Here is a 24,026-nt window from a genome sequence, read left to right on the forward strand (position 1 = left end):
CCACCACCGCAGTGCCGTCACCGGCCGCTACGTCAAAGCCTCGACCGCCGCGCGCAACCCGCGCACGACAGTCACCGAAGCCGGCAGCGGCCGCAACACCGGCAGCGGAACCCACCATCGCAGTGCCGTCACCGGCCGCTACGTCAAGGGCTCCACGGCCGCCCGCCATCCGAACACAACCACAACCGAGCGCGGCTGACCTCGGTGCAGCGAGCAATCCCTTGGTGCGAGTCATTTTGTACTGCGCACCAAGGGATTCCGCGACTCGCAGCCGCTAAAATTGATTTCAGATAAGGAGCCTTACCGAAGATGAAGATGACCACTGTTGAAGCCCTGGGCGGCGCCCAAGGCGTACCGAGTGACCTGATCCCGGTCCGCGAGTTGCACGCCCACCTCATCCGGCAAAGTGTTGCCGGCAATGTTGTGCTGACCGACGCCGACGCCAAGCCGGCCGCCGTGGTGATGTCGATGGAGCGCTACAACGCGCTGCTCGACGAACTTGAAGCGCTACGCCGAGGGAACTAAGCCAGGTCGTCCGGACCGTGAGCAACATCGACTGGAGAGTCGAAGGACTGCCGACCGGCGCGGCCCTGCTGGTCGTGAAGCGCGGCCCCAACGCCGGGTCCCGGTTCCTGCTGGATCGGCCCGTCACATCCGCCGGCCGGCACGCCGACAATGACATTGTCCTCGACGACATCACCGTCAGCCCGCACCACGCCGAGTTTCGGCGGGAGAACGGACAATTCCAGGTTGTCGACATCGACAGCCCCGACGGCACCTATGTCAACCGTGAATTGGTCGACTCGGCGGTGCTAGCCAACGGTGACGAGATCCAGATGGGCAAGTTCCGTCTGATGTTCCTGACTACCCGCAACACGGCCTGACACTGCGCGGGCCCCGCTACCTTGGCGGCAGAAACGCCCCGGCGGCGATAGGCCAGGTAGACTGCTCAGTGCTGGATTGAGCCTGGTAAACCAGGTTCTGGCACTGCCCATCGTTGTGGCGGCCGTACTGCTCTACGCCATTCCAGGTCTGTGGTCTCGATTTCGAGGCGGCAAGCGAAAGGAGGCGATGCGTATGAACGGTGACTACACGAAATGTGCGGTACTAACTGCATCTGCATCTGTTGGCTCGGGGTTCCTGACGAACGTCGCCGCAACTGCAGTGCCAGGCTGAATCCAGCAACCGAGAGGTGCCGCCAGGGTAGCCAGGTTCTAGCTCACCCCAACCATTAACCGAAACCGAACGGTTCGGGGGCCAGCGGCTTAAGCGCTGGACCCGCTGATTAAGAGTCAGCGGGTCCGACGTTCGCGCCAGCAAGATAGCGATACGCGGTAGCGCGTCCGATGCCGAATGCTTCGGCAAGCTCGCAGACCGGTTCACCGGTCGCCGCAAGCCTACGGAGCTGGTCTTGGCGGGCCAGGGACAGTTTGTGTGGCTTGGTCGCCGGCAGTTGGCGGCGGCGTCGAGATTCGCGAGCTGCGGCGCGGCGCTCCCGCCCGAGCTCGAGCTCGAGTTCGGCGAGGGTGGCCATGATCGCTGCTACCGCGCGGCCGGTCGAGGTGGCGGTATCTATCCCTTCGCGTAAGGCGCGCAACGTGATTCGACGCTCACTAAGTTCGGCGATGGTGCGGGTGACTTCGGCGACGGAGCGGCCGAGGCGGTCGATCGCGGTGACCACGACGATGTCATCGGTGCGGGCATAATCCAGCATCGCCGCCAGGCCCGGGCGGGCGGTCTTAGCCGAACCGGAAAGCGTGTCAGTGAACACGCGACCGGCGTCGACGCCGGTCGCGGTCAGCGCTGAGAGCTGTGCGTCGAGGTCTTGGCCGGTGGTGCTGACTCGTGCGTAACCGAGGATTGTCGTCATAGTCATAGCGATGACTGTCTCATTGCTCACCGACAGTAGGGATTCGAGACACGCGGTATGAGACAGGAAATGAGACAGCGCAACCTGGGCGGATACCCCGAGGAGCGGGCGCTGATCGCCGGTCTCGTTTCTTTAGTTACGAGACGGCAGGGTCCATTACACAGCACATGCGCCTGACCGGACCAGCATCGCCGGTTCAGATGGTCTCTACGATGCGCTGGGCGATGACGCGTACGGGGGTGTTGGTGTCCTGAGACAGCTTGGCCATCATTTCAAACGCTCGCACGGCATCTACTTTGAAGCGTTCCATCAAGATTCCTTTGGCTTGGCCGAGGACGTCGCGGCTCGCCAGGGCAGAGTCGAACTGGATTTGCTTGTTGGCGGCGATAAGGGCGGTTGCGGCGTGGGTGGCCAGCATTGCACCGACGGCTTGGTCAGCCAGAGTGAAAGAGTTTGCCTTGCGGCTAAACAGGTTCAGCGCGCCGCGGCCGCCGAGCTCGCCGTGCGTCTTGGGATGGGAGTAGAGGTGGAACGACATCATGCTGTGAATATCGGCGGTCAGCGCGGCCGCGGCGAACCGTGACCAGCGGGAGTCGCGGGCAAAATCGGCGCAGTGCACGAGCGGCTGATTGGAGATCGCGTCCAAACACGGACCTTCCCGAAGGTCGAGCTGAGCGATGCCGAGTTCGGCAGCCAGCGGCGCAGTGGAAGCCAGCGCCTGGTGTCTTTCGCCGTCGATGAGCAGGATGCCGGCGATGTCGACCGCGCTGATCAGCTGTACTGCCTGGGCCGTTACGGCTTCGAGGATTGGGATGAGGTCAGTGTGAGTGGCGAAGTTGGTGGCCAATTCGGCCATCGCCGCCCGGATGTTCTTCGCTGCGGCGTCGTCTTTAGGTGTCGTCAGGGGGTCACCGTTCTTTCCAGCCATCTTGACAACGCGGATCCCTAGTAAAAGAAAGGCACAGCGCGCCGGGCGCCCCGTTCCGTGGCGGTGGGATGACGTGCGGCTTAGCCGTCGTCTGAGTTGTACCAATGTCCGATCGTGGGAGGTCGTTCAGCAACTACCGAGATGTGGCGCACGCCCACGGGTGCGCAGGGCGTTTGATCTCCAAGAATGACGCCGGCGATCCCAAACGATTTCCATGCTTTGAGGCAAAAGCTTTCCCCGGTTCGTTTGTCGGTGACCGTGAGCGTGGTGGTGTCGAACCGGATCGACTCGTCATCGAGATCCAGGCGCCAGCGGGGCAGCTTTGCCAACTCGTCAAGATGGGCACGGACCGCGTCGGCGGTATCGAAGCTGGCGCCCTGGGCGACCGGGTGGTCGATGCGGTGGACGGTGAATTGGCGAGCAGTGGGATCGTCGGTGCCCTGGCCGACATCGGTGTGGCCGGTGACCGCATACCCTAGCGGCTGCGACACCAGATTTAACCCGTCGGTTTCTGCCACCGCAGCCTGTCCGTTCTCGACCGCGTCCCTGCCGCTCATGGGTGCCCCCCTCTCTCACCGGTGCCCATTGAACTGCAAGATGCTGACTGGACGGGGCAACCCAAGAACCGAGCGAGCGTTTAGTACGACCATCATCGCCGGTTCGGAACTTCCGCCGTCCCCGGCCAATAGCAGCATAGCCGTTAGCCCTGTGCGCCTTGGCTTCCGCCAACGTTAAACAAAGCCGGTGGGTGAGGCCCAACGGGCGATCGCTGCTTGCCCGCGGTGGATCCTGAGCGGGATTACGACGATGTGCTCACGCGTTGGTTTCCATAAAACCTAGGACATCTAAATAAGCGTGGACAAGCAGCTGAACCGAATTCGGCAAACCGTTTGCTACAAGCTCTCAGGTGAGGTGACGCGATGAAGCGACCACATGAGTTCATGCGGCGTGATAACCGGGACCCGCGCAGCCCCGCGGGCGGCCCGCACCCACCGGGGTGCGCGGCATCCCCGGACACCGCGACTAGCCCGGTGACATCGCATCCTGGTCCGTCGACCATGCCGGCATTGATGCGGATGCTGGGGATCAGTTCCGCATCAGCTCGACACCAACACGAGGCACTTAAGCGCTGGCTTTCCTCTAACACCCCTCATCCTGTGCTGCGGATCAGTTTGCGGCAAAACGGCTACGGACTGCTGCTTGATGCTCTATTTGGCCGCCCCTCAAGCCCGCCACTTGGTTCACACACAGATGAGCAGTGCTAAACCACAGCGAAGCAGCCGGTGGCCTGCCCAACCCCCTTCCTCGGGGGTAGATTGCGCCGATGGGTGATGATCAGGATGCGGTGCACCCTATCGACCGCAGGATTCACAAGATTCTGGCCGATATCGCCCACAGCACCTCCGACCCCGCCCTGCGCCACACCGCCCTGACTCTGCAGCTAACGCTGCCACCCGTGCAAGACTGGTCGGCCCACCAACACCGCGCACTGGCCAAGCAGCGAAACACATTATTGAAGTTGTTATCACGAGCTGCTCACCGGTGACCCCCAGGTAGCCGACACGGCCAGGGCATCCCCGTGTCAGGCAGTGGCGTTGTCAGGCAGAACATGCGTCTAGCGGGAAACCTCAGGAATATGTCCTCGGAGCCAGCAATTATATGCATTGGAAGATGTAGATAATAGGTAGCAGGAGGTGATGACAATGTTGGGGTTCGAGCCGCTCTTTCGTGATCTTTACCGACTCACCCAACCGTGGGGGAACCCTGTGGGTACCGCCGCGCGTCCGGCGGTGATGCCGATGGATGTCTGGCGTGACGGCGACACGTTCGTCGTGGAGCTCGACGTGCCAGGTGTCGATCCCGACTCGATCGAGGTGACAGCCGACCAGGGCGCGCTGACGGTGCGCGCCGAGCGCCCGTATGTGGGCGATGAGGGCCATGACTGGGTGGCCGCCGAGCGCCCGCACGGGGTGTTCAGCCGGCAGCTGTTGTTGGGTGATCAGCTCGATACCGACCACATCGGCGCCAGCTATACCGATGGGGTGTTGCGGCTGACGGTTCCGGTGGTCGAGGCGGCCAAGCCGCGCAAGGTCGCGATTACGACCGGCCGTGAACAAAAGGCCATCGCCTGAGCCGTCGGTGGGTGGTGTCACCGGCCAGACACCACCCACCTGCCCGGTTGTTGCTGTGGAAAAGGAGGTGATCAGCCATGACTGAGTATCCTCGTCGGCCGCGCGACTCGCGCCGCACCGGTGCGCGGATTCTCGATACCGCCGAAGGAGTCCTGGTCACCCTGCGGCGCTACCGCGTCGACCAAGCATTCGTCGAACTGATGCAGACCGCAAAGCGACACGACGTCAACCCGGTCAACCTGGCCGACGCGCTGGTCGCCATCGCCGAAGACCAACTGTCCGAGGACCTCGACCATGCTGCCGCCGCTGTCGCACTTGCCACCTGGGGAAACTTGTTCACTGTCAGCGAACGCGATAGCGCCCCGGCGCCGCGGCTGCACGATCTGCACGACCTTCCCGCCGAGAACGCCTAACCTATTGCAGGTCAGCGGATGCTGCTTCGCGTTTCGATCATTTCCCTCGGGGCGGGCACGATAGTGGCCTGGTCGATCACGTCGGTTTCGCTGACGTCCCGATCACCAAGCGCATCGAGCTGGGTCGGGTCGAGTCCGGTGTCATCGTCAACATCGATCACCCGCGCCTGATCGATCGCGTCTGCCTCGGACGCGTCGTCGGGCAGAACAATGTTCTCGGTGTACTTCATGATCAGGACGACCCCTTCCTTCCTCGTTTCCCGCCCAGACTGCGACCGGCCGCCGGTTTGCGGCTGACCTTACGTTGGGCATTGCGCAGCTCTAGCTGGGTGTAGTCGGATTGCAGCTGGTCATTTTTAGTTTCTAGGTCCAGGATTCGGGCAACGCCGGCCAGGTTGACGCCTTGGTCGACCAGTTCGGTGATGCGCTGCAGGCGCTGAAGGTCCTCGTCGCTGTAGCGGCGTGTTCCCCCGTCGGTGCGTGAGGGGGCCAGCAGTCCACGGCGCTCATAGAGCCGCAGCGTCTGCGGAGCGATCCCGGACAACTCGGAGGTTACCGAGATCCCGTAGAGACCGCGCGCCGACCGGGCTGTCGGGTCATCGGCCACGGCTTCCCCCTCGGAAACTTGTACCGGCTACTTGCGGAAGTATACACGTAGTGCTATCAAAAACTTATACCTGTAGACATAGATCTGCCCCTTGATTTGGGAGGTGAAATCATGGCGCTGATGCGTACAGATCCGTTCCGTGACCTCGACCGCTGGACCCAACAGGTCTTCGGCACAGCCGCCCGTCCAGCGGTGATGCCGATGGACGCCTGGCGAGACGGCGAGCATTTCATCATCGAATTCGATCTGCCTGGCGTGCAAGCGGATTCACTCAATCTCGACGTGGAGCGCAACATGCTCACCGTGCGTGCCGAGCGCCCCGGCCTGGACCAAAACCGGGAAATGCTGTCCGCCGAACGCCCGCGCGGCGTTTTCAGCCGCCAACTGTTCCTCGGTGAAAACCTTGACACCGACAAGATCGAGGCCAGCTACCACGACGGGGTCTTACGGCTGACGATCCCGGTGGCCGAGAAGGCCAAGCCGCGGCGTATCGAGATCAATCACGACGGCCAAAAAACGGCGATCAACGCCTAAGGACAACTCCGGCCACCGGCGCGCCAAGCGAAGGGGGTGACAAAGATGGCTATCGACACGCTCACTGACACAGTGCTCGACGAAGCCGAGAGGATCGTGCGCGCCGAGTGGATGCGCCTGCAACTCGACACAGCGTTGAGCGAGCCCCAAGTCGCCGAGGCGCCCGCCGCCCGGCCACGGCCTACCCAAGTCGCCGCTGTCACCACCACCCTCGACCGACCCTCCCGGCCACCTAGTGACAGCAGCCAGGGGTCCACCCGGCGGCGGCAGAATCGAGTGTGGCCCACCCAGCGGTCTCCTCCGACGCGCACAACCAGTCCCTAGCCGCCGGCCCTTGTGAACGGGAGGTGATGCCCTGACTAATGACCAACACCCACCGGCAGTGATTCGCGTGCCGTCCACAGCGACCTCACCACGCGCACGACGCAGGCGCTGACCTGCGCGCGCACCGCCACCGACGTGGCACACCGAGCAGCACTGGGCGATGCGTGAATACCGCACAATACGACGTGGCCCGCCGTCCCTCCTCCCTTCGGGGGCGGCGGGCCTCGCCTACCCCGCCCGAATTAGCTAATGCGCTTGGGGTGGGCGTTGGCGGTCCCCAAGCCAAGATCGACCCCCCTTCTAGCCGGACTGTCCACACCTTCGACACAAGGCCAGACATGAACCAAGGCCCCCATCCCCACGATCTTTACGCCGCGCTCGGCGTAACACCTGCCGCCACTCCGGCTGAAATCACGGACACACAAACCCGGTTGCAGCAGGTCCTAGCCGCATACACGCTGCTGCGTGACCCGCACCGCCGAGCCATCTACGGCCAGAACATCGATAATTCGATGACCGCGCTCGCGGCCAGTCACCTAGTAGATGTCGAGCATTCACACGAGCAATGGCCGCGACGACGATGGATGTGATGACATCCACGTGTATCCCTGTCCCAGTACTGGCATCAACCGGTCCACGACCCCTTGAACGGCTTGCTAGCTACTTCTCGGGTCGGCGAATCGATGTAAGCACCTGGCGAGCGACCTCGTGCAATTTGACGTGCTGCTTCTGCGATGTGCTGACGAGCCTCTCAAACGCCGCGTCAGCGGTGCAGCCATGGATAGCCATCAACGCACCTTTTGCTTGATCGATTTCGGCCCGCGAGGTCAGCGCGCGTTCCAGACTACTCACGGTATCGCGGGTCTTCTGCCACCGGCGGGCGTTGGTGATCGCTTGGCCGGCCGTGACCGTATACAGCCGGATCAGGCCCTCGTCGAATGGGTCAAACGCCGATGCGGTGTAGCTGTAAACATTAAGTGAGCCAACAAGTTCGGGTTCGCCGTCATCGACGAGCAACGGCGCTGACAAGCAGGCCCGAACGCCAAGCTTTTTGGCATTTTCGCCGAATTCGGGCCATCGATTCCCGTCCGCGGCAGCAATCTCCACACGCACTGGTCTACGCTCCTGAGCCGCCTGCATGCAGGGCCCTTGCCCGGACTCCAGCTGCAGGCGATCCAAGGCGATGAGCCGTTCATCGGTGCTCGCTGGAGTGCTGCCGGCGTTGCCGCTGATCACGGTGATACTGACAGCATCGGCGTCCGGAATCGCCCTCACGGCGGTCTGAGCAACCCGCACCAAGACATCGCTTAACGGCTCCTCGGCGGCAAAAACATCGCGCAGGCCCGCGATCGCCTCTGCTGTGGCATCCAGGCGCAACAAGGGATCTGGTCGTTCCGCAGCCGTCATTGTTCCCTGGTTCCACTCCACCAGGTCACGACGAGCACTGGTGCGGCTGATTCTAATGATCAGCACGCGCTGGAAGCGTGCCGCTACCTGGTAACTCGGAGGCCTTGTCGGCCACGTGCTGGAACACTGGTTAAAAGAGCGTGCCGGAATAAGGTGCGCGTTGGGTGCTAAAGGCGGCTTCCAGATTGACCAGCGCGCCGCTGCGTAGTTCCGTGATGCGGTCGGCTGCGTGGAGTTCTGACACGGAATGCGCGCCCATGTAGACCGTTCCGAGTTCGGCCAGGCCGATTCTGATGTCTGGTCGCCCGTCATGGGGCGTGCATGTTCCGATGCCGTCGCGTGTTTGGAGCAGGTATCGGCCTCCAGCGACGACCAGCGGATCGGTGACTTCCAGGACGACCTCGACGTCAGCAGAATAGATCCGCTTGCCAAGCACGTCGGGCACGTTCATGATGCGCAGCCAAAGGAAATCGCTGATGCCCGCAGTTTGGGCAGGCCGGGGATCCCTGAGTTTGAGGGGAAGCGGATCATCGACGGGCAGCTCAATCTCTATGTCGTTGAAGGACTCCAGGCTCAGCAATGTCGCGAGCAGCTCGGTGTGCGCTTCGTCTGTGATCGCGCAGAAATCCTGGACAACCAGGGTGCCAAAAGGGGGGCGAAACGCATGTGGTTTGCCTCCCATCACTCGGTAGGTGAGGAAACCGTCTGGATGAATGATGAAGTTCAGCTCGGACCCGTTGTCCCGCTGGGTCACTCGGTCTTCCAGATAGTCATCCCACCAAGCGCTGTCCCGGGCCAGCGAACCATGAGTTATGCCGCACCAGCGCTCATAGATAGGGGGGACCTCGGATCGCGCCTCGGCAGCGTTGAGTTCGCGCGCGCGCTTTCGGAGCGGCTCACCTCGCAGTTTCGCGAAACGCCGGTCGATGTTGTAGGTACGGTGATAGCTCGCCACCCCGGCGCCCAAGATGTCGTAAACCGTTGGCTGGGTGGGAACACCGCAAATAAATGGGTAACCTCGATCCTGAAGTATTCCGAAGCCCTGGATGCTGATCTGCTGCCAGATTCCCCTGCCCTCATGGGTGGCCGCGACGGTAACCATGGCCAGCCATGCGGCTCGGAGACTGGTGCCGCCCGGCACGGTCAGTCGCAGTTTATAGCAGAGGGAAGTCGCGACCAGGAATGGTCGCCGCGGATCTGAGACATCCTCGGCCACCAAGATGTCCTCGAGCTCGACCTTGCGTTTCCAACCTTCCACGTCCCCGGGCGCCACTGAGATTCCGTATGCGCGAGCCTGATTCTCGTAGACGGTCTGCAAGTCCTCTTCGGTAGCAAATCGTATTTTGATGGAATCGTCCGGTGTATTCAATCGTTCCTTCATTCATTTTTTCGCTCGCATTGCGCGAGCGATCGATCCCCTAGATGCGACGTGTTTGTTTGGTGCCGACGCACGAACTCGGGACCCGCGGAACATTGGGCCGCACTCGCGGATGGTGGTGACCCGCGTTGGTGATGTTCGGCGAGAGTGGTATTTGGGCCAGATGTGGTGTGCGACTGCGGCGTAAGAGCCCGGCGTCTCAGACGACGGGGAGATCAACGATGTATAACTGCTCCGAAGGTGGTGGCAAAGCGACGCTGCTTGTGTTGAGGCTAGCAGCACAGTGGTCTTCGGGATCGCGGCTGGCCGCTACGGCGGTAGCAGGGAAGTGAGATTCAGCGGAGGAACCGGATGCTGCGCGCAATTACCCACATCGCCCTTGCCGCACCGCGACGTGTCATCGCGGCCGCCGCGGTGATCTTGATGGGGGCCGCGATCTTCGGCATCCCGGTGATCAACAGCCTCTCGGCTGGCGGCTTTCAAGACCCGACCTCGGAGTCGTCCAAGGCGACCGACATCCTCCGAGACAAGTTCGCTCAGACTGATCAGAAGATGCTGATCGTGGTGACCGCGCCCGCCGGCGCCCGCAGCGCTCCGGCGCGCCGAGTCGGCACCGACATCGTCGATCGACTCCAACAGTCACCGTGGGTCTTCAATGTGTCCTCGGCCTGGACGTCACCGCCGCAGATTGCGGCTCCACTCGTTAGCAAGGACACCAAGTCCGGGATGATCGTGGCCAACCTCAAAGGCGGGGAGAACAACGCGCAAAAGTACGCCAACGTGCTGGCCCGCGAACTGGTGCACGACCGCGACGGCGTCACCGTCCGCGCCGGCGGCATGGCCGTGGCCTACAACCAGATCAACGAACAGAATCAGCGCGACCTGATACTCATGGAAGCCCTCGCCATTCCCCTAAGCTTCGCCGTTTTGGTCTGGGTATTCGGCGGACTGGTAGCGGCAGCGCTGCCGATCATCTTGGGCGCACTGACGATCGTCGGCACCTTATCAGTGTTGCGGCTGATCAGCTTCACCACCGACGTCTCGACGTACGCGCTGGATCTGAGCATCGCCATGGGCCTGGCCCTGGCGATCGATTACAACCTGTTGATCATCAGCCGCTACCGCGAAGAACTCGCCGAATGCGGCGGCGATCCCAGCCAAGCACTGTTCCGCACCATGGCCACCGCGGGCCGCACCGTGCTGTTCTCTGCCACCACCGTCGGCTTGTCGATGACGGTGTTGGCGGTGTTTCCGATGTACTTCCTGAAGTCGTCGGCCTACACCGTGGTCGCCACCGCCGTCATCGTGGCCGTCGCTGCCGTAGTGGTGACGCCGGCGGCGATCGCGCTACTGGGCCCGCGACTAGACGCCCTCGACGTGCGCCCGCTGGCGCACCGGCTGCTGGCGTCCACGTGGAGGCACGACGACGCGCACAAGCCGGCCCACTCGATGTTCTGGTACCGGTCGACGCGGTTTGTCCTGCGTCATGCTGTTGCTGTCGGGTCGAGCGTCGTCGTGCTGTTGTTGCTGATCGGGGTCCCCTTTCTGGGGGTGCATTGGGGTTTCCCCGACGAACGGGTGTTGCCGCGATCGGCGTCGGCACGCCAAGTCGCCGACCTGTTGGACAACCAGTTCACCGACGACTTGGGGATGGCGGTGTCCGTCGTCGTCCCGGACACACGCGGTGTCAGCCTCCTTGACCTGGAGCACTACGCCGCTGCCCTGTCACAGGTTCCCGATGTGTCGGCAGTCACCGCGCCGACCGGGACATTCGTGGCCGGGCACCGGGTGAGCCCGCCGGCCGCGCCCACCGGCATCGCCGACGGCGCCGCCTTTTTGACCGTGACCAGCACCGTGCCGCTGTATTCGCAAGCCTCGGCCGCCCAGCTCAACCGGCTGCATCAGGTCGCCACACCGGCAGGGCGGCCGGTGGCCATGAGTGGGCTGGCGCAGGTCAACCGCGACAGCGTTGACGCGATCACCAAACGGCTGCCCACCGCGCTGGGGCTGATCGCCCTGGTCACCTTCGTGCTGCTATTCCTGCTCACCGGCAGCGTGGTGCTGCCGCTGCAGGCGCTGGTATGCAACGTGCTGTCATTGACGGCGGCCTTCGGCGCGATGGTGTGGATCTTCCAAGACGGCCACCTGCGGGCATTGGGAACGACCCCCAACGGGACGTTGAACGCCAACATCCCGATGTTGTTGTTCTGCATCGCCTTCGGCCTGGCCATGGATTACGAAGTATTCCTGGTCTCACGGATCCGCGAATACTGGTTGGCCTCTCAAACCACCCTTGAGGCACCACCGAGCCCCACCGAGGCACGTGCCGCGAACGATGAGAGCACCGCACTGGGCCTGGCGGGCATCGGCCGAGTGGTCACCGCCGCTGCGCTGGTGATGTCGATTTCATTCGCGGCACTGATTCCTGCCCAGGTCTCGTTCATGCGCATGCTGGGCCTTGGCCTGACACTTGCGGTACTAGCCGACGCCACCCTGGTGCGAATGTTCCTGGTCCCAGCGTTCATTCACCTACTTGGCCCATGGAGTTGGTGGGCGCCCAAACCCTTGGCCTGGCTGCACGACCGGTTGACGACCGGGGAAGCCGCTGCCGTCGCGGTGGGACGCCGCCGCTGGGCCACCGACACGTCCGAGCCCACGGCCGACCAGGCCGGCGCCAGCGCGCCTCCCAAACTCAACCGGATCGACGACGTCTAGCTCTAGCCAGCCGCCACAGGCACCGGATCCCGACGGAGCCCGGGCTGCGGGCTGCGGGAGTCAACGGCTACGCCGGTTGGCCGAGCGGGACACGGCGGTCCTCTTCCACCTCGCTTTGCGTCGCGACCGCATCGACACGCGCGAGGTTGAAGATCGCCGTCACCATCACCAGCGTGGCCGCCGCCAAGGCCAACAGCCCCGCCGGACCAGCGTCCAGCGTCTCGCCGAGGACAGCGACGCCCACCACCGCCGCGACAACCGGCTGCGACACCTGCAGGGTCGGCATTGACGCGGTCAACGGCCCCGCCCGAAACGCCAACTGCCCCCCGACAAAACCTCCCAGAGCGACCAGCAGCAAGGCATACAGCTCGGGCGTCCACACCACCGTCCAGACGCCTTCGTTGAGCCGACCGACAACCTCTTTGGTCAGCACCGCGAAGATACCCCACAGCGAACCCGACACGAGCGCGTACAGCACCGCGGCCAGCGCCCCACCCCAGATACGGCCTGCGGCAACGCATCCGGTCAATAGCGGACCCAACACCATCGCCACACCGGCCCAGGCGTGCAGCGATGCGCTCGATCGACCGGCCTGCGGATCACCGACAGTGACGATCACGATCACCGCGACAGTGAGTAGGCCAGCCCACAGCCACTCGCCCGCCGATACTGTGCGATGCGACAACCTCGCGTTGATCGGCAGCGCAAACAGCAGCGAGAACATGAGCAATGGCTGCACCAATAACACCGAACCCTCGCCCAGCGCGGCCGCCTGCAACCCGACGCTCGCCAGCATGATCAGTAACCCCCAGCACCACCGTTGATCACACAGCAGCTTGGCGATCAATCCGGTGGGACCGACCGAGTCGTCAGTGACCCGGTGTGTCGCGCGTTGCTGAAGAACGTCCCCGACCGCGCCGCACAACGCAGAACTCAACGCCAGGAACCCCGCGATATGCATGTTGACCATATGCGATTTCTCCATCGAACAAAACGGATCAAGCAAGTCATCAACTTCTTCTCGATACCCTTTGTGGCAGCCACACCGCGTCTTCGCAACCGTGCACGTCGGGGCACCCCTCGGCGCAGCCCACCGCGACCAATCCCAAGGCACTACTACCAATACGCGGTCGACGAGCTCGACGATTGCACCCGGTGAACCGAAACCGCGCGGCCGAGAAGGGATCCGCAATTTGCCCGGAACCTTATGGCATCAAAGGCCCTGGGACTGAAGGGGTTCCGGCGACGGTCACTACAGTTCCAATCCGTAATCTCGACTCTGGCCGCGTCCGCGACTGCGGTGCCGCTGGTGGTCGATCCATTGTTGCTGGTCGAGCAGCCGGTCGAGGCGGTCGTCGCGCCACTGCTGGTAGGCGGCACGACGGCGCGCCACTCCCGCGGCACGCCGAGCCAGCAGGCTCTGCACCCGGGCGGGCAGCTGCGCATGGTCCTCGGTTTGGGCGGCGACGTCGTGAGCGGTGCGGGGTTGCTCGTTACGGTGGCCGATGATGCCGCGCACCAGCTGTGCGGCCTGATGGCCGGTGCCGCGGCGCGCCACATGCATCCCCGACTGGGGTTCGGGGTGTTCATGCTCGGTTTCCCCGCCCAGCCGCTCATAGAGGTAGGCGTGGTTGGTCTCGCGGCCGCGGGTCATGGCGACATAAAGCAGGTTGCGGCGGGTGGACTCGCCCAGCACGGCATGCGCGGTGTCGGCGGTGACCCCTTGGGCGGCGTGCACGGTGACCGCATACCCATAGCTGACGTGCTCGCGCAGATAGTCCCCGCTCAAGACCACCCGCGCGCCATCCTCGAGCCGACGCGCGGCGATGCGATCATGCTCGCGATCGACGGCGAGGACCTGCCAGCGTTGCCCGTTGCGCACCGGATCCGCGCTCGGATCGGGCACCGCCCGGCGGGCTTCGAACACCGGGATGGCTGGCTCATTACGCCGACTCACGATGACATCGCCGACCGCGAGGCGTTGTCCGCGTGCAGCAGCCACGGTGGGCGCCTGGGGGTCGATGCGTTCGTCATGGAGGCGCCGGTTGAGTGCGTCAACCATTTCGGTGGTGTCGGCGATCAGCAGCGCATCGCGGCCCGCGGCCATATCCGTCTTGTAGGCCGCCAGGGCGTCGGCGGCCATCGCGATCGGGTCCCCGGCGTGCAGCCGCCCCTGAGCCCGATACCATGCCACCGCGCGGCGCACGGGCGCCGGGCCGCCGTCGCGCAACGCCAGGGAAGCGGCCCGCTCATCCGGGTCACGCATCCGCCACACCTCCGACAGTGTCTGGGTCCAGGGCAGGTCAGTACAGAGTTGGGCGAACATGCCCCCACGGGCCTTCACCGGGGCCAGTTGGTAGGCATCGCCGACCAGCACGGTCTTGACCCCGGCCGCGGTGGCCGCGGCCAGCAGCTCGCGCAACGCATCGGTGCCCACCATGCCCGCCTCGTCCACCACCACCAGCGTGCGGGGAGTCAACGTCAGCGTGTTCTCCCGCAGCGAACGCAGCGCTGCGGCCACCGTCACGCCGGTGTCCCCGGCGCCTTCACGCACCGCCACATCGACGGCTTTGCCCGTCGGGGCCACCACCAGCACCCGCTTGCCGCTATGGTTCGCCGCGGCGCGCAGGGCGCGCATCGAGGTGGTTTTCCCCGCACCCGCCGGCGCGGACAGCGGGCACACCAGCCACGGCAACCACGCAATCGTGCGCACCGCGCGCTGTTGATCGCCCGACAAGCCCTCCAGGTCAAACTCATGCAACCCGAACAACTGCGACCGCTCCTCACGCGCCCCCACCGCGTCGAGCAGCAGGGCTTCTTCGGCCAGAATCCGATCCAGGGTGTAGCGCTCGTGCCCCTCACGCTGATGCGCGGCCCGGGGTGCGGTCAGCCGCATCCCCACCGCGTCAACACTGGCCTCGATCAGCTCGCGCGGGGTTCGGGTCTCCCCGTCGATATCGACCGGCAACTGGGCACCAATCACCTCGACCAGATCCGCCCGGGTAAACGCCGCCTTCTCAATCTTCGCCGCCGCCGCAGCCAACCGCGCCCGATGAAACGGCGCCGCCGCAGCAGCCCGCCGCGCCTGGCGCGCTTGCAGAAACGCAGCCCGATCCACCTTTAATCCGCGCGCATCCGCACGCCACTCCGCCACCAGTTGGACCCAGGAGAGTTGTTCGGGTTTGGCCGGCCGGGTGGCCTTTTGCGCGGCCGCCAACTGCGCCGCCGACGGCCCCGCGCCCGAGCCGACCACCACCAAGTTGTGGGCCGCCCACTCGCGTAACTGCGAGGCCCGCTGCGACCACGCGCTAACACTGTTCGGGTCGATCCCGGCGACCTCGGCCATACCCGTACGCGGGTCAACCGCGGCCCACTCCACCCCCAACGAACGGTGCAACTCCCGACGCAACGTCGCCTGATAAATCACCCCCGCCGCCTTGGCTTCATGAAACAACGACGTGCCATCCAACGACACCAACCGCCCATCAGCACGGGCCTGTCGGTTCGGCACCAACACGTGGGTGTGCAGGTGCGGATCCCCCGCCCGCGACGTCTCATGCTGATACGCCACGGCGACCAAACCGGGCAACCGAACGAGGTCTTTATCACCCGTGGTCGGGTTATGCACTCGGGTGTAGCCGGCATGGACCGCGAGGTATTCCAGCGCCTCGGCGATGGCGGTAGTGTGCGCGGCCAGCACCGCCTTATCGGCCACCTCATTGGCCCGCAACGCCCGCACCAACGACACCGACTTGGGCGCACAAAACGTCAAATCAAACCCATGCACACTGCCCTTACCGAAGGCGCGCCCGCACGCGCCGTTGGGCGCGATCCCATCGTCAAGCCAGCGCGCCACCACTCCCGGATCGGCGTCCCCGCCGGCCCGCTCGGCGTCGCTCAACCCGACTAATTCCGCGGCCCGGTGGGCATCGCCGGCGCACACCCACACCGGGGTACGAGTGTCGTGTTCGCCGTAATACTCCCCCAACCCGCCGTTGGCACACTGCAAATCTTTGGCGGCCTGCCCGGCCGCCCGGGCGGTGTCGTTGTAATAGTTCACCGACCACCGCGACAGCTTCGCAATCGTCAACACCCTGGCCACCACCCTTGAGCTGGACCGCCCACCACGTGCACGTCGGGTAATTAGCCCAGCGGACGGCCCACCCAGCCTTGCACACAATTGTGCAATTGTGCCAGGTAACACGCGGGTTTGAGGGAAAGAGTTGCTGGGGTGGCCAGCGGCAGGGGCGAAGGGGACGCCCCTGTGCATCAGAAGAGTGGGCCTGGGCGAGGGCGGATAAACCCGCGGAAGGAACCGGGATGCAGGGCGGGGTTTGAGGGGACATGACAGCTGGGGCAAGCACCGGCCGACAGCACCACACTCCACCGCTGCGCCAGGCCCGCTACCAAGCGCTATTGGGCCCGTCGCGGCAAGCGACACTTACCGGCCCCCACTCAAGACAAACCTCCATCGTGGCAAGCCGGGGCTGGGCCAGCGCCGCGGAGCGATGATGGAGGTTGTCCATACCCCTACCGCCTACCCACGCGGCGCTGCAGCGAAAGAGAACCGATGAGCATCGAGGCGACGTTGACTATCTATCTCGTCTCGTGCGCCGCGCTCAATCGTGCGGTGAGGAGGTCCTTGACTGGCTGGTGCACCAGACCCCCGCTCGCGCAGTTGCCGCGCCTGGATGTGGTGTGCTGCAAGCAGCGCGCGTGGCCGGTTTTGGGCGGCGACGGACTCGGCTAGCACCGCGGGGCCGGCGGGGTCTGGTGCGTCCGCACCGCGCGCACCGCGGCCGCCTGCGCGACAGCATCGGCGGCCGCGGCCTGGGTGCGGCGCCGCGCCGCGCGGCGGGCCGCCTCAGCCGCGATCACGCGGGCCGCGGCGTGCCCCGTGCTCGCTAGAGCACGCCGGCCCGCCGCGCGGGCGCGCAGGTGCTCCACATGTGCGGCGCGCTGCGCTGCCACATGGGCCTGGTGGGCGGCGCGCTCGCTGGCCTCGCGCGCCTCATCGAGGGCGGCCGGACGCGCGGCCAGGTGCTCAGCCCCGTGCCATGCCAGCATCGCGCCCAGCAGTCCGATCGGCTTGTGCGGGGCGTCCGGAATCCAGTGCCCTACCCCAAGCCAGTCGCGCACGAGTTGGTTCACATCGCGCGGTGTCCACCCGTGCCGGGCGGGAGCGGCCAGAATCGCTGCCCAGGCGCTGGGACTATGCCGGTGACACCACGGGGGGGCCTGCGGATCAGCGCGCCACGCTTTAGCCAGCGCCACCCCCCCGCCGTTAAGGTCCGCGCGGTGCACCGCGCCGCGGTTACCGGCGCCGGAACGGCGGCGGGTGACGGTAGTAACCACATCCTGACGGACGTGTTGATCCCTAACGGGACCACTACGTGGATGGGGTGACAGCACCGTTTGGACTTTGTGGATAACCCGGTTGAGCAGCCGGTGGTCGTGCAGCGCCCACACGCTGGCCCAGCCGCGGCCGCGGTCACCGACCCGCCAGGAGGCCAGGCGTTCGGCGCGGGTGCGTTGGCGACCGCGCAGCACCTCGGTAGCCACCCCCAGCAACCGCAGCACGGTGTTGGCGCGCTGGATGGTGCGCACGTCGTAACCGGTGTCGGTGGCCAGCCGCTCATTGCTGGGCCGGCAATCCCGGCCGGTGGTGTAATCGGCATAACGTGCGCGGGCCTGGGCGATGCGCAGCAGCGCGCGCCGGCTGATCTGGTTGGCCCCCATGTGCGGGCGAACGTCGGCGTCGTAGCGCAAGTCGTAGGCCACCGGAACCGTCCACCGGGCCCACCGATCCGCGCCAGCCCAGCACGGCACACCCGCGTACGGGGCATCGCCGAGCTCGAGCACAATGGCCGCCGCAATCGTGCGGCAGTTGGCCGCCAACAACGCGTGCGCACGCGGACCCGTGCGGGCCGCTCCGCGCCGCGGCTGTAGGCGTGTACACCCGCGATAAGCGGGCAGAAATGTATCGGTTTCTGAAACATCACGGTGCGCCTCTAGAACCCGCTTGGGGTATGCGCTACCGTGAGACGAGTCCACCAAGACACGTCCCTTCGGGGAAGCGGAAACCCTCGGCCCGCCAGCCGGGGGTTTCGCCGTTTATTCAGCTGTCACGTGTGCCTCAGCGTCCCGCAGTGAAACCAAGCATTGGTCGCCGAGGCGGGGCTGTCAGATCGCCAGCGGCAGAACCTCCATCTTCTGGTCGAGTTCGCGGACAAGGTCCTCACGGCCGTACCGATATGCCAGGACATCAGCAACGAGCTGCGACAGGCTCATGCCTCGCTGAGCGGCCTCGGCTTTCGCCTCGTCATAAACCGCTTCAGCTGGGCGACACATGATGAGCTTTCGTTGACCCTTGTGCGGTTGCGCCATACGCCAACCCTCACATGACTATCTGATAGATATCGCCCGACACGCCGTGCGCCCGTGATGTTTTCGTGATCAAGACCGCGGCCGGAAACACGACCAGCGGGTGAAGAGCTGAGGCGCCGGTACGGATAACCAGTCTGCAGCAAGAACGGGCGATAAAAACCCGCCTCCCAGCAGGGACGGGTAGTATGACGCGATTATGGCAACGCCTGGCCCGATAGGGCGATGTGGGCTAATATAGGCGTGTCTGCGGCAATAGCTGCAGGAAGTGAGCCCGAGACCCGGCCGGACGACCGCGGCGCTCGGGCTTCGCGCGTATCTGGGGTGGGTTCAGACCGTCTGCACCGTTATCACGGATCGGATGTGGGATCGCCAATACCCGCCCTTGGCCCAACACCAGGCGAAGGCATCTGGAATACCGAGTAGGCGTTCTGCGGCCGCGCGCCGGTGCTCATAGCGCAATGTGGCCTCTCGGCCTGCGGCACGCACAGCGTGGTAGAGCAGCCGGCGATCGGATTGCACGAGGGTCTCGTCCTGATCTAAGACGATCAAGGTTTCGACATCGCTGGCGGCCAGATCATCAACCAGTGCGGATAGACACGCGGCCCGGGCGAGCACCTGGGTGTGGTGTCGTCGACCCGCGTCATAGACCGTCGCGCGAAGATCGGCCGCGGCGAGCGTCTTGGCGATGGTCTCTTTGCGACCGTCCGCCTCGTCTTTCATATGGAGATGCTGCTGGCCCGGCTTGAGCAGATCCTGAACGACACCACGAGCCGACGTCAGGTCCTCGCCCAACACGACTGCGGCCACCATCAGGTAGTCGCGGTGTTTGGTCTCGTCGACGTAGACGTGGCGAGCGGTCACGGCATGCTCCGGGCACCGGAGAGTTTCGCCGCGCTGCGGCCTGCACGGATTACGGCGGGGGTGCAACCGCAGCACATCCCGCGGCCGCCGTAGGAGAGGTTGACCCCGCCGACCCGCATGATTAGGGACGCTAGCGACAAGGGGTGCAGTCACCCCGGTACAACACGAATTGAGAAGGGTTTTATGACTCGCTGGCGGCGGGTTGCGGCTCGAAGGCGGTCTTCAAGCTGGCGAGATTGGTCTTAAAGTCCTGGTAGGCGGCGCGACGTTCATCGTCGGTGGCGTAGTCGTCGCCGTATTTGTCCAGCCATGCTGCCCAGTGCTCGGCGGAACCTGGTTGCGGCGGCTTGGCGGCCGGCGGCGTGTTCGCGTTCATGATGTCCACGGTATGACTCGCTCCTGACATTTGTGCGCCTTCGCGCCTGCCCTTCTCGTAGTGGCCGCTGTTGTGCGTGGTGGTATTGGGTGTCAAGACTCGACCGTCGTCGACCGCGTAGCGGCGTGGCCTTGACCGCCGACACCACCACGTTCGCCACAATTGGCGGCGAGGAAGGACATGGCACGTCAGCTCAACTGGGCATGCGGTCGTTGTGGTCTGGTCTGGGGATACCCGCGTTGTCGAGATAGGTGTTGATGGCTTCGTCGACGGTATCGGTGATGGCGTATCCGCGGGCCTTGATCCATTCGAGCCGGGCCAACGTCCCTGAGTGCAGTTGGGTAGCGAACGGGTTTTTCGCCTTGCGCTGTCGGGCTTTCAGCCGCACCGGCGGCTCGGCGACTTCGTTTCGCTCGTCGGGGGTTACCACCGGCGCCGGCGGAACGTCATCGTCCTGAGGCGGTGGGCTGACTGTTGCCGGTTCGGGGGGAGCTTCGTCGGCTTTGACTCGTGCGGCCTCGGCCCGGCGCTCCGCGCGAGACAAGGGTCTGGTCGAGCCGACCTGTAGACCGCTGGGCTTCGCTGCGTTCATGCTGCTTGCCGCCTGGCCGCGATGCGTTCGGCGACCTCTCGGTATGCCACTGCGGCCGTGCTGGTCGGGGCGTGCACGTGGACGGGCATGCGCTTGCCCTTGGCCTCCACGACTCGTACGGTGTGCGGAATTTCGCCGAGGTATGCACCGCCGGCCTCCCACTCGCCCCAATCGGCGCGCAGTTGCTTGCGCACGTCCTTGCTGGCCTTGGGATTGCCGTCGAAGTCGGCCAGCAGCACATATCGGATTTGCACGTCCGGGTTGAGGGTCTCCTGGACGTCGAGGATCGAGTTGCCCAGTTCGACCAGGCCGTCGACTTCATCGGGGCCGGCCTTGAGTACCGCTAAGACGTAATCCGCGGCGGCGAGCGCTGCGGTCGTTAACTCGCCCAATGCCGGTGGACAGTCCATGAGCACGAAGTCGTAGCCCTCGATGTCGTCGAGTTGGCGCGCTAGGCGCAGCTGGCCACCGGATCCGAGGCCGGTGCGCTCGAGCTCCTTGAGCGCGAGGTGGCCGGGCGCGACATCGATTCCGAACTGGCTCGGCCGGATGACCTTGGCCAGCGGAATGCGCATCGTTCTGTCCGGATGCAACACCTCGTACATAGACGCATCGTCGGCGCCCAGCTCGATGCCGAGCCCTTTGGTGCTGTGGGCTTGCTGATCCATGTCGATCACTAGAACACGAAGACCCATCGCAGCAAGATTCGCCGCGAGGTTAATCGTCGTGGTGGTCTTGCCCACGCCCCCCTTCTGCAGCGCCACTGCCACGATTTCGCACCGCTCATCTGCGGAAATATCCATGACAGGAAGCATACCGCTTTGCATACATGTATGACTACAGACATTCTCTCATGTTTACTTACATGCAAGTTGCCATGCTTGCATGTAAGTAAACATGCATGGAGCGCTGTTTCGCACAATCCCAGGCCCCCCATTAACTTCTATATACGGCGTCTGAGATGCGGTGAAACGGAACGCGGCCGCCCAAAGCCGTGTAGAAGTGCGCATCTGGGCCCTGAATGGTATGAAGGCCTTTTCATCCCGTTCCACTCCCGGTCAGGTCGCGGATACTTCCAGTGTGGTCTCGCCGGCGGAATACGATGCTCGCGCCGCCGAACGCATCCGCGAGATCATCGCCACCCAGCACGCGGCTCTGCGCCGCGAGCTGGAGAGCCGTATAGCCGAGGGGTACTGGTCGGGTTCCGGGCAGAACATCAACCCACACCACGTTTCCAACGCCCTGCGCGACCTGGTCCAGAGCGGCGAGATGGAATGGGTAACCGGCCAGACCCGCGGCGGCGCTCAGATCGAGATGCTGCAGCCGACCAACCGCGCCGGCCGCGCCGACCGGATCGACCGTGCCGCCGCACGCAAGCGACTGCTCTACGGCCGGTATCTGGGATGGGCGTCGGGAACCAAGCGCCATCCCAAAGGTCTGATCGGACCGGCGGGGGAGGCGGCGGTGCGCGCGGGCATCTTGGAGTCCGGAGCGGTACTGCCGACCGAACCAGGGGCCGGGGCGGTCGCGCGGTTGCTCGGGCTGAGGTTGCCAGGACCCCTCGACAGCGCCGGAGTCACCGTGCCGATCAGCGATGACGGAGTGCCCGGTGATCCAGTGACCCTGCTATTCGAGGTGAAAAATATTCGGCAGTGGATTTATCCCTCGGCACCGGAGCTCTACCAGTTGTTGGCCAAAGGCGTCCTGGTGCAACAGGCCCGCCCCGATGCCACCGTTGCCCCGATCCTGGTGTGCCGCAAGGCGCACGTCACCACCTTTTACATGGCGAAGCAGATGGGCTTCATGGTGATCGACATGGGCCGGCAATTCATCGGCGCGGTCGAAGAAGACAAAATGCTGGAGGTCCGCAACGAGCTCTGGTTCACCGACCTGGCACTCGGGGACGGTCCCAGTCTGCGGGTGCGCGATCGTCTGCGATCGGCAGTACGGTCCAACTGCGTCGATGTAGCCGCGATTTGGCGAGACACCGCACTGGATGTGGAACTTGGCCAGACCATCCTGGCCGCGGGAAAGGCCCGGGACGAGCGCGCGCTCAACCGCGAAGTTCACCAGCTGCGCCAGGCTGCGGCCGAACGAGGGTGGCTGGGCGGCTGGTGACCGCCGGCGCGCCATGGTGGCCGCGCGATACATTTCTGCTGGATACTGGGTACGGCAGCTGCTCCGACCAGAAGGTGATTCGCCGGCGGCGCGGGGTGGTGAGACCGGCTGGAAGGCACGTCGAAAAATTCTTCCGGGAATTTTCAGGGGTCAGGGCCGCGCCGCGATTTAAGAGAAAGCGACAACCGAAAGCGTTCGGCTGTCTCTTGCTCGCCCCACCGGAGATGTAGCCCATGGATCGACCGGACCGGACCCCCGGCTCCCGCGTGGATCCCGCGCATGTACAACCCGATGGTCAGGCAGAAACCAGGAGCGATGAGGACTATCCCGGCTATGACGGCGGGAACGACCAGCTCATTGGCCAGTGGCTAGGAGACAAGGAGCTCGCGGTCGAGCAAGAAAACCTGCGGCGCCTTGAAGCCGATGAAGAACTCGTGCTTGAACTGCAATTAAACGGCTTTGCTGGCCGCCCCTGGGACCGATTCGCCCGCGAGATGGCCCGCTACGGAATGGGCGTGATATCGAGCTGGATCCGCCGCGGCCTGATCTACGGGCGGGTCAAAACGCTGACCGGCTTTGGTCTTGGCCGGCGCGACGGATGGCCCGATGCTGAACTGTGCGTCGATCTCGCCACCGATACCGTGGTGCTGGCCCTGGACTACTTCCGGGAACGCGTCTTGCGCGCCGGCCGCTGGGACGCCGGCCGGGGTGCAAGCTTAGGTACGTTCTTCATCGGCCAGTGCCTCTATCGGTTCGCCAACGTCTACAACAAGGCGCTGCGGGCCGAGATCAATGGCGAGGAGCACCGCGAGATCCCGGCGGACGAGATGGCCGAAGAGTGGTTCGACCCGATCAGGGGAATTGAGGCCGAAGTGGTGGCCCGCCAGGACGTCGCCGACGCCCTGGCCCAAGTCAGCACGGAGCGCGCCCGCGAAGCGCTGGTGCTCAAGCACATCGGTGGCTACAGCTACGACGAAATCGCCGAACGGCTCGGTATGACCGACGCCCGCCAAATCAGCAACATGCTCGATTACCAACGCGCACAGCGTCGTCAGAGGAGGTCAGGATGAGCGACAGATCCATCAATCGCCTCATCGAGCGGTCATCGTTGGGCACCCGCTCGGCCAAGGCCGCGCGCCGACGGGTGTCGACGAAAAAGGCCGAGGCGATCGTCCGGGCTGCAGCAGAGCGCGCGGCCGCGCGCGCACAACGAACTTCCGCATTGACGGCCATGGATTCAGGGATGAGCCCTCGCGCCAGATTTATAAGACCGGTGTCCGGTTCAACCGACCCGGTCGATCAACAAGAAAAGGAGAACACCATGGCCAAAGGCCACCACCGCAGTGCCGTCACCGGCCGCTACGTCAAAGCCTCGACCGCCGCG

Annotated in this window: 27 protein-coding genes and 2 pseudogenes; 14 read left to right on the forward strand and 15 right to left on the reverse strand. The window is 64.6% G+C overall.

Annotation, left to right across the window (positions count from 1 at the left end; genetic code table 11):
* From AC0KTM_RS29560 to AC0KTM_RS29570, 3 genes and pseudogenes are all read left to right on the forward strand, one after another.
* Nucleotides 1–199: pseudogene (locus tag AC0KTM_RS29560) on the forward strand (hypothetical protein); the annotation flags it as partial.
* Nucleotides 200–315: 116 nt separating this feature from the next.
* On the forward strand, nt 316–525 hold the full coding sequence (locus tag AC0KTM_RS29565; protein ID WP_225325859.1) for a hypothetical protein: 210 nt from the start codon (nt 316–318) through the stop codon (nt 523–525).
* A gap of 38 nt (nt 526–563) precedes the next feature.
* Nucleotides 564–884: pseudogene (locus AC0KTM_RS29570) on the forward strand (FHA domain-containing protein); the annotation flags it as partial.
* A 401-nt stretch (nt 885–1,285) separates the two neighbouring features.
* Here the strand turns inward: AC0KTM_RS29570 and AC0KTM_RS29575 are convergent.
* The 3 genes from AC0KTM_RS29575 to AC0KTM_RS29585 all read right to left on the reverse strand — a co-directional run bounded on the left by AC0KTM_RS29575 (nt 1,286) and on the right by AC0KTM_RS29585 (nt 3,355).
* Entirely contained in the window at nt 1,286–1,870 is a 585-nt protein-coding gene (locus AC0KTM_RS29575; RefSeq protein ID WP_040624402.1) for a recombinase family protein, read from the reverse strand.
* Nucleotides 1,871–2,066: 196 nt separating this feature from the next.
* A complete protein-coding gene (locus tag AC0KTM_RS29580) occupies nt 2,067–2,798 on the reverse strand; it encodes a GAF and ANTAR domain-containing protein (protein WP_047324067.1) in 732 nt (243 codons plus the stop codon).
* An 80-nt stretch (nt 2,799–2,878) separates the two neighbouring features.
* The gene (locus tag AC0KTM_RS29585; protein WP_007172444.1) at nt 2,879–3,355 is read right to left on the reverse strand and encodes a lipase chaperone; all 477 of its coding nucleotides are present in this window, start codon (nt 3,353–3,355) and stop codon (nt 2,879–2,881) included.
* 767 nt (nt 3,356–4,122) lie between these two features.
* Here AC0KTM_RS29585 and AC0KTM_RS29590 point away from each other — a divergent pair.
* From AC0KTM_RS29590 to AC0KTM_RS29600, 3 genes are all read left to right on the forward strand, one after another.
* A complete protein-coding gene (locus AC0KTM_RS29590) occupies nt 4,123–4,344 on the forward strand; it encodes a hypothetical protein (protein ID WP_472417596.1) in 222 nt (73 codons plus the stop codon).
* Between the two features lie 148 nt (nt 4,345–4,492).
* Entirely contained in the window at nt 4,493–4,930 is a 438-nt protein-coding gene (locus AC0KTM_RS29595; RefSeq protein ID WP_168710589.1) for an Hsp20/alpha crystallin family protein, read from the forward strand.
* Nucleotides 4,931–5,007: 77 nt separating this feature from the next.
* Nucleotides 5,008–5,343: an ANTAR domain-containing protein gene (locus AC0KTM_RS29600; protein WP_065517355.1), complete on the forward strand. Its 336-nt coding sequence runs from the start codon at nt 5,008–5,010 to the stop codon at nt 5,341–5,343.
* 11 nt (nt 5,344–5,354) lie between these two features.
* On the opposite strand, the gene AC0KTM_RS29605 is transcribed toward AC0KTM_RS29600, so the two are convergent.
* Both AC0KTM_RS29605 and AC0KTM_RS29610 read right to left on the reverse strand, forming a co-directional pair.
* A complete protein-coding gene (locus AC0KTM_RS29605; RefSeq protein ID WP_007172440.1) occupies nt 5,355–5,573 on the reverse strand; it encodes a hypothetical protein in 219 nt (72 codons plus the stop codon).
* Between the two features lie 2 nt (nt 5,574–5,575).
* Nucleotides 5,576–5,950, reverse strand: coding sequence for a MerR family transcriptional regulator (locus AC0KTM_RS29610; protein WP_007172439.1), 375 nt, complete (start codon nt 5,948–5,950; stop codon nt 5,576–5,578).
* Between the two features lie 111 nt (nt 5,951–6,061).
* Between AC0KTM_RS29610 and AC0KTM_RS29615 the strand changes: the two genes are divergently transcribed.
* The 3 genes from AC0KTM_RS29615 to AC0KTM_RS29625 all read left to right on the forward strand — a co-directional run bounded on the left by AC0KTM_RS29615 (nt 6,062) and on the right by AC0KTM_RS29625 (nt 7,398).
* Entirely contained in the window at nt 6,062–6,484 is a 423-nt protein-coding gene (locus AC0KTM_RS29615) for an Hsp20/alpha crystallin family protein (protein ID WP_007172438.1), read from the forward strand.
* A gap of 45 nt (nt 6,485–6,529) precedes the next feature.
* Nucleotides 6,530–6,808, forward strand: a complete 279-nt coding sequence (locus AC0KTM_RS29620) for a hypothetical protein (protein ID WP_007172437.1) — start codon at nt 6,530–6,532, stop codon at nt 6,806–6,808.
* 338 nt (nt 6,809–7,146) lie between these two features.
* Entirely contained in the window at nt 7,147–7,398 is a 252-nt protein-coding gene (locus AC0KTM_RS29625; RefSeq protein WP_047324068.1) for a J domain-containing protein, read from the forward strand.
* A 70-nt stretch (nt 7,399–7,468) separates the two neighbouring features.
* On the opposite strand, the gene AC0KTM_RS29630 is transcribed toward AC0KTM_RS29625, so the two are convergent.
* The gene (locus AC0KTM_RS29630) at nt 7,469–8,281 is read right to left on the reverse strand and encodes a GAF and ANTAR domain-containing protein (RefSeq protein WP_225325860.1); all 813 of its coding nucleotides are present in this window, start codon (nt 8,279–8,281) and stop codon (nt 7,469–7,471) included.
* Between the two features lie 64 nt (nt 8,282–8,345).
* Nucleotides 8,346–9,584 (reverse strand): GNAT family N-acetyltransferase, encoded by a 1,239-nt coding sequence (locus tag AC0KTM_RS29635; RefSeq protein WP_040624418.1) that lies wholly within the window; start codon nt 9,582–9,584, stop codon nt 8,346–8,348.
* A 360-nt stretch (nt 9,585–9,944) separates the two neighbouring features.
* On the opposite strand from AC0KTM_RS29635, the gene AC0KTM_RS29640 reads away from it, so the two are divergent.
* Nucleotides 9,945–12,308, forward strand: coding sequence for an MMPL family transporter (locus AC0KTM_RS29640; RefSeq protein ID WP_472417597.1), 2,364 nt, complete (start codon nt 9,945–9,947; stop codon nt 12,306–12,308).
* Nucleotides 12,309–12,375: 67 nt separating this feature from the next.
* Here the strand turns inward: AC0KTM_RS29640 and AC0KTM_RS29645 are convergent, their stop codons facing one another.
* A complete protein-coding gene (locus AC0KTM_RS29645) occupies nt 12,376–13,293 on the reverse strand; it encodes a DMT family transporter (RefSeq protein WP_007172430.1) in 918 nt (305 codons plus the stop codon).
* Between the two features lie 267 nt (nt 13,294–13,560).
* Entirely contained in the window at nt 13,561–16,401 is a 2,841-nt protein-coding gene (gene mobF / locus AC0KTM_RS29650) for a MobF family relaxase (protein WP_225325862.1), read from the reverse strand.
* 477 nt (nt 16,402–16,878) lie between these two features.
* Here mobF and AC0KTM_RS29655 point away from each other — a divergent pair, with 477 nt between their 5' ends.
* Nucleotides 16,879–17,058: a hypothetical protein gene (locus AC0KTM_RS29655; protein ID WP_136246184.1), complete on the forward strand. Its 180-nt coding sequence runs from the start codon at nt 16,879–16,881 to the stop codon at nt 17,056–17,058.
* On the opposite strand, the gene AC0KTM_RS29660 is transcribed toward AC0KTM_RS29655, so the two are convergent.
* The 6 genes from AC0KTM_RS29660 to AC0KTM_RS29685 form a co-directional block, all read right to left on the reverse strand.
* Nucleotides 17,055–18,206 carry a helix-turn-helix domain-containing protein gene (locus tag AC0KTM_RS29660; protein ID WP_232527042.1) on the reverse strand — a complete coding sequence of 384 codons (1,152 nt, stop codon included), beginning with the start codon at nt 18,204–18,206 and terminating at the stop codon, nt 17,055–17,057. The genes AC0KTM_RS29655 and AC0KTM_RS29660 overlap by 4 nt on opposite strands.
* A gap of 285 nt (nt 18,207–18,491) precedes the next feature.
* Nucleotides 18,492–18,695, reverse strand: a complete 204-nt coding sequence (locus AC0KTM_RS29665) for a hypothetical protein (protein ID WP_007172458.1) — start codon at nt 18,693–18,695, stop codon at nt 18,492–18,494.
* Between the two features lie 327 nt (nt 18,696–19,022).
* A complete protein-coding gene (locus AC0KTM_RS29670; protein WP_007172456.1) occupies nt 19,023–19,556 on the reverse strand; it encodes a hypothetical protein in 534 nt (177 codons plus the stop codon).
* A 181-nt stretch (nt 19,557–19,737) separates the two neighbouring features.
* Nucleotides 19,738–20,028, reverse strand: coding sequence for a hypothetical protein (locus tag AC0KTM_RS29675; protein ID WP_225325856.1), 291 nt, complete (start codon nt 20,026–20,028; stop codon nt 19,738–19,740).
* Between the two features lie 97 nt (nt 20,029–20,125).
* Entirely contained in the window at nt 20,126–20,524 is a 399-nt protein-coding gene (locus tag AC0KTM_RS29680; protein WP_040624408.1) for a hypothetical protein, read from the reverse strand.
* Nucleotides 20,521–21,327 carry a ParA family protein gene (locus tag AC0KTM_RS29685; protein ID WP_136246180.1) on the reverse strand — a complete coding sequence of 269 codons (807 nt, stop codon included), beginning with the start codon at nt 21,325–21,327 and terminating at the stop codon, nt 20,521–20,523. Before AC0KTM_RS29685 ends, AC0KTM_RS29680 begins: the two co-directional genes overlap by 4 nt.
* Before the next feature lie 277 nt (nt 21,328–21,604).
* Between AC0KTM_RS29685 and AC0KTM_RS29690 the strand changes: the two genes are divergently transcribed.
* The 3 genes from AC0KTM_RS29690 to AC0KTM_RS29700 all read left to right on the forward strand — a co-directional run.
* Complete coding sequence (locus tag AC0KTM_RS29690; protein ID WP_040624406.1) at nt 21,605–22,642, forward strand: hypothetical protein; 1,038 nt, start codon at nt 21,605–21,607, stop codon at nt 22,640–22,642.
* Between the two features lie 233 nt (nt 22,643–22,875).
* On the forward strand, nt 22,876–23,712 hold the full coding sequence (locus tag AC0KTM_RS29695) for an RNA polymerase sigma factor (RefSeq protein ID WP_007172450.1): 837 nt from the start codon (nt 22,876–22,878) through the stop codon (nt 23,710–23,712).
* Nucleotides 23,709–24,026 (forward strand): hypothetical protein (locus AC0KTM_RS29700; protein WP_472417598.1); only part of this gene is annotated, 318 nt, incomplete at its 3' end. The genes AC0KTM_RS29695 and AC0KTM_RS29700, both read left to right, overlap by 4 nt.

This window comes from Mycobacterium sp. NTMscope_Eco_3 (assembly GCF_976985685.1).

Coding starts and splice junctions, on each gene's coding strand:
- AC0KTM_RS29565 (WP_225325859.1), top strand. CDS start 316: ATGACCACTGTTGAAGCCCTGGGCGGCGCCCAAGGCGTACCGAGTGAC.
- AC0KTM_RS29575 (WP_040624402.1), bottom strand. CDS start 1,870: ATGACGACAATCCTCGGTTACGCACGAGTCAGCACCACCGGCCAAGAC.
- AC0KTM_RS29580 (WP_047324067.1), bottom strand. CDS start 2,798: ATGGCTGGAAAGAACGGTGACCCCCTGACGACACCTAAAGACGACGCC.
- AC0KTM_RS29585 (WP_007172444.1), bottom strand. CDS start 3,355: ATGAGCGGCAGGGACGCGGTCGAGAACGGACAGGCTGCGGTGGCAGAA.
- AC0KTM_RS29590 (WP_472417596.1), top strand. CDS start 4,123: ATGGGTGATGATCAGGATGCGGTGCACCCTATCGACCGCAGGATTCAC.
- AC0KTM_RS29600 (WP_065517355.1), top strand. CDS start 5,008: ATGACTGAGTATCCTCGTCGGCCGCGCGACTCGCGCCGCACCGGTGCG.
- AC0KTM_RS29605 (WP_007172440.1), bottom strand. CDS start 5,573: ATGAAGTACACCGAGAACATTGTTCTGCCCGACGACGCGTCCGAGGCA.
- AC0KTM_RS29615 (WP_007172438.1), top strand. CDS start 6,062: ATGGCGCTGATGCGTACAGATCCGTTCCGTGACCTCGACCGCTGGACC.
- AC0KTM_RS29620 (WP_007172437.1), top strand. CDS start 6,530: ATGGCTATCGACACGCTCACTGACACAGTGCTCGACGAAGCCGAGAGG.
- AC0KTM_RS29625 (WP_047324068.1), top strand. CDS start 7,147: ATGAACCAAGGCCCCCATCCCCACGATCTTTACGCCGCGCTCGGCGTA.
- AC0KTM_RS29640 (WP_472417597.1), top strand. CDS start 9,945: ATGCTGCGCGCAATTACCCACATCGCCCTTGCCGCACCGCGACGTGTC.
- AC0KTM_RS29645 (WP_007172430.1), bottom strand. CDS start 13,293: ATGGAGAAATCGCATATGGTCAACATGCATATCGCGGGGTTCCTGGCG.
- AC0KTM_RS29655 (WP_136246184.1), top strand. CDS start 16,879: ATGAGCATCGAGGCGACGTTGACTATCTATCTCGTCTCGTGCGCCGCG.
- AC0KTM_RS29665 (WP_007172458.1), bottom strand. CDS start 18,695: ATGGCGCAACCGCACAAGGGTCAACGAAAGCTCATCATGTGTCGCCCA.
- AC0KTM_RS29680 (WP_040624408.1), bottom strand. CDS start 20,524: ATGAACGCAGCGAAGCCCAGCGGTCTACAGGTCGGCTCGACCAGACCC.
- AC0KTM_RS29685 (WP_136246180.1), bottom strand. CDS start 21,327: ATGGATATTTCCGCAGATGAGCGGTGCGAAATCGTGGCAGTGGCGCTG.
- AC0KTM_RS29695 (WP_007172450.1), top strand. CDS start 22,876: ATGGATCGACCGGACCGGACCCCCGGCTCCCGCGTGGATCCCGCGCAT.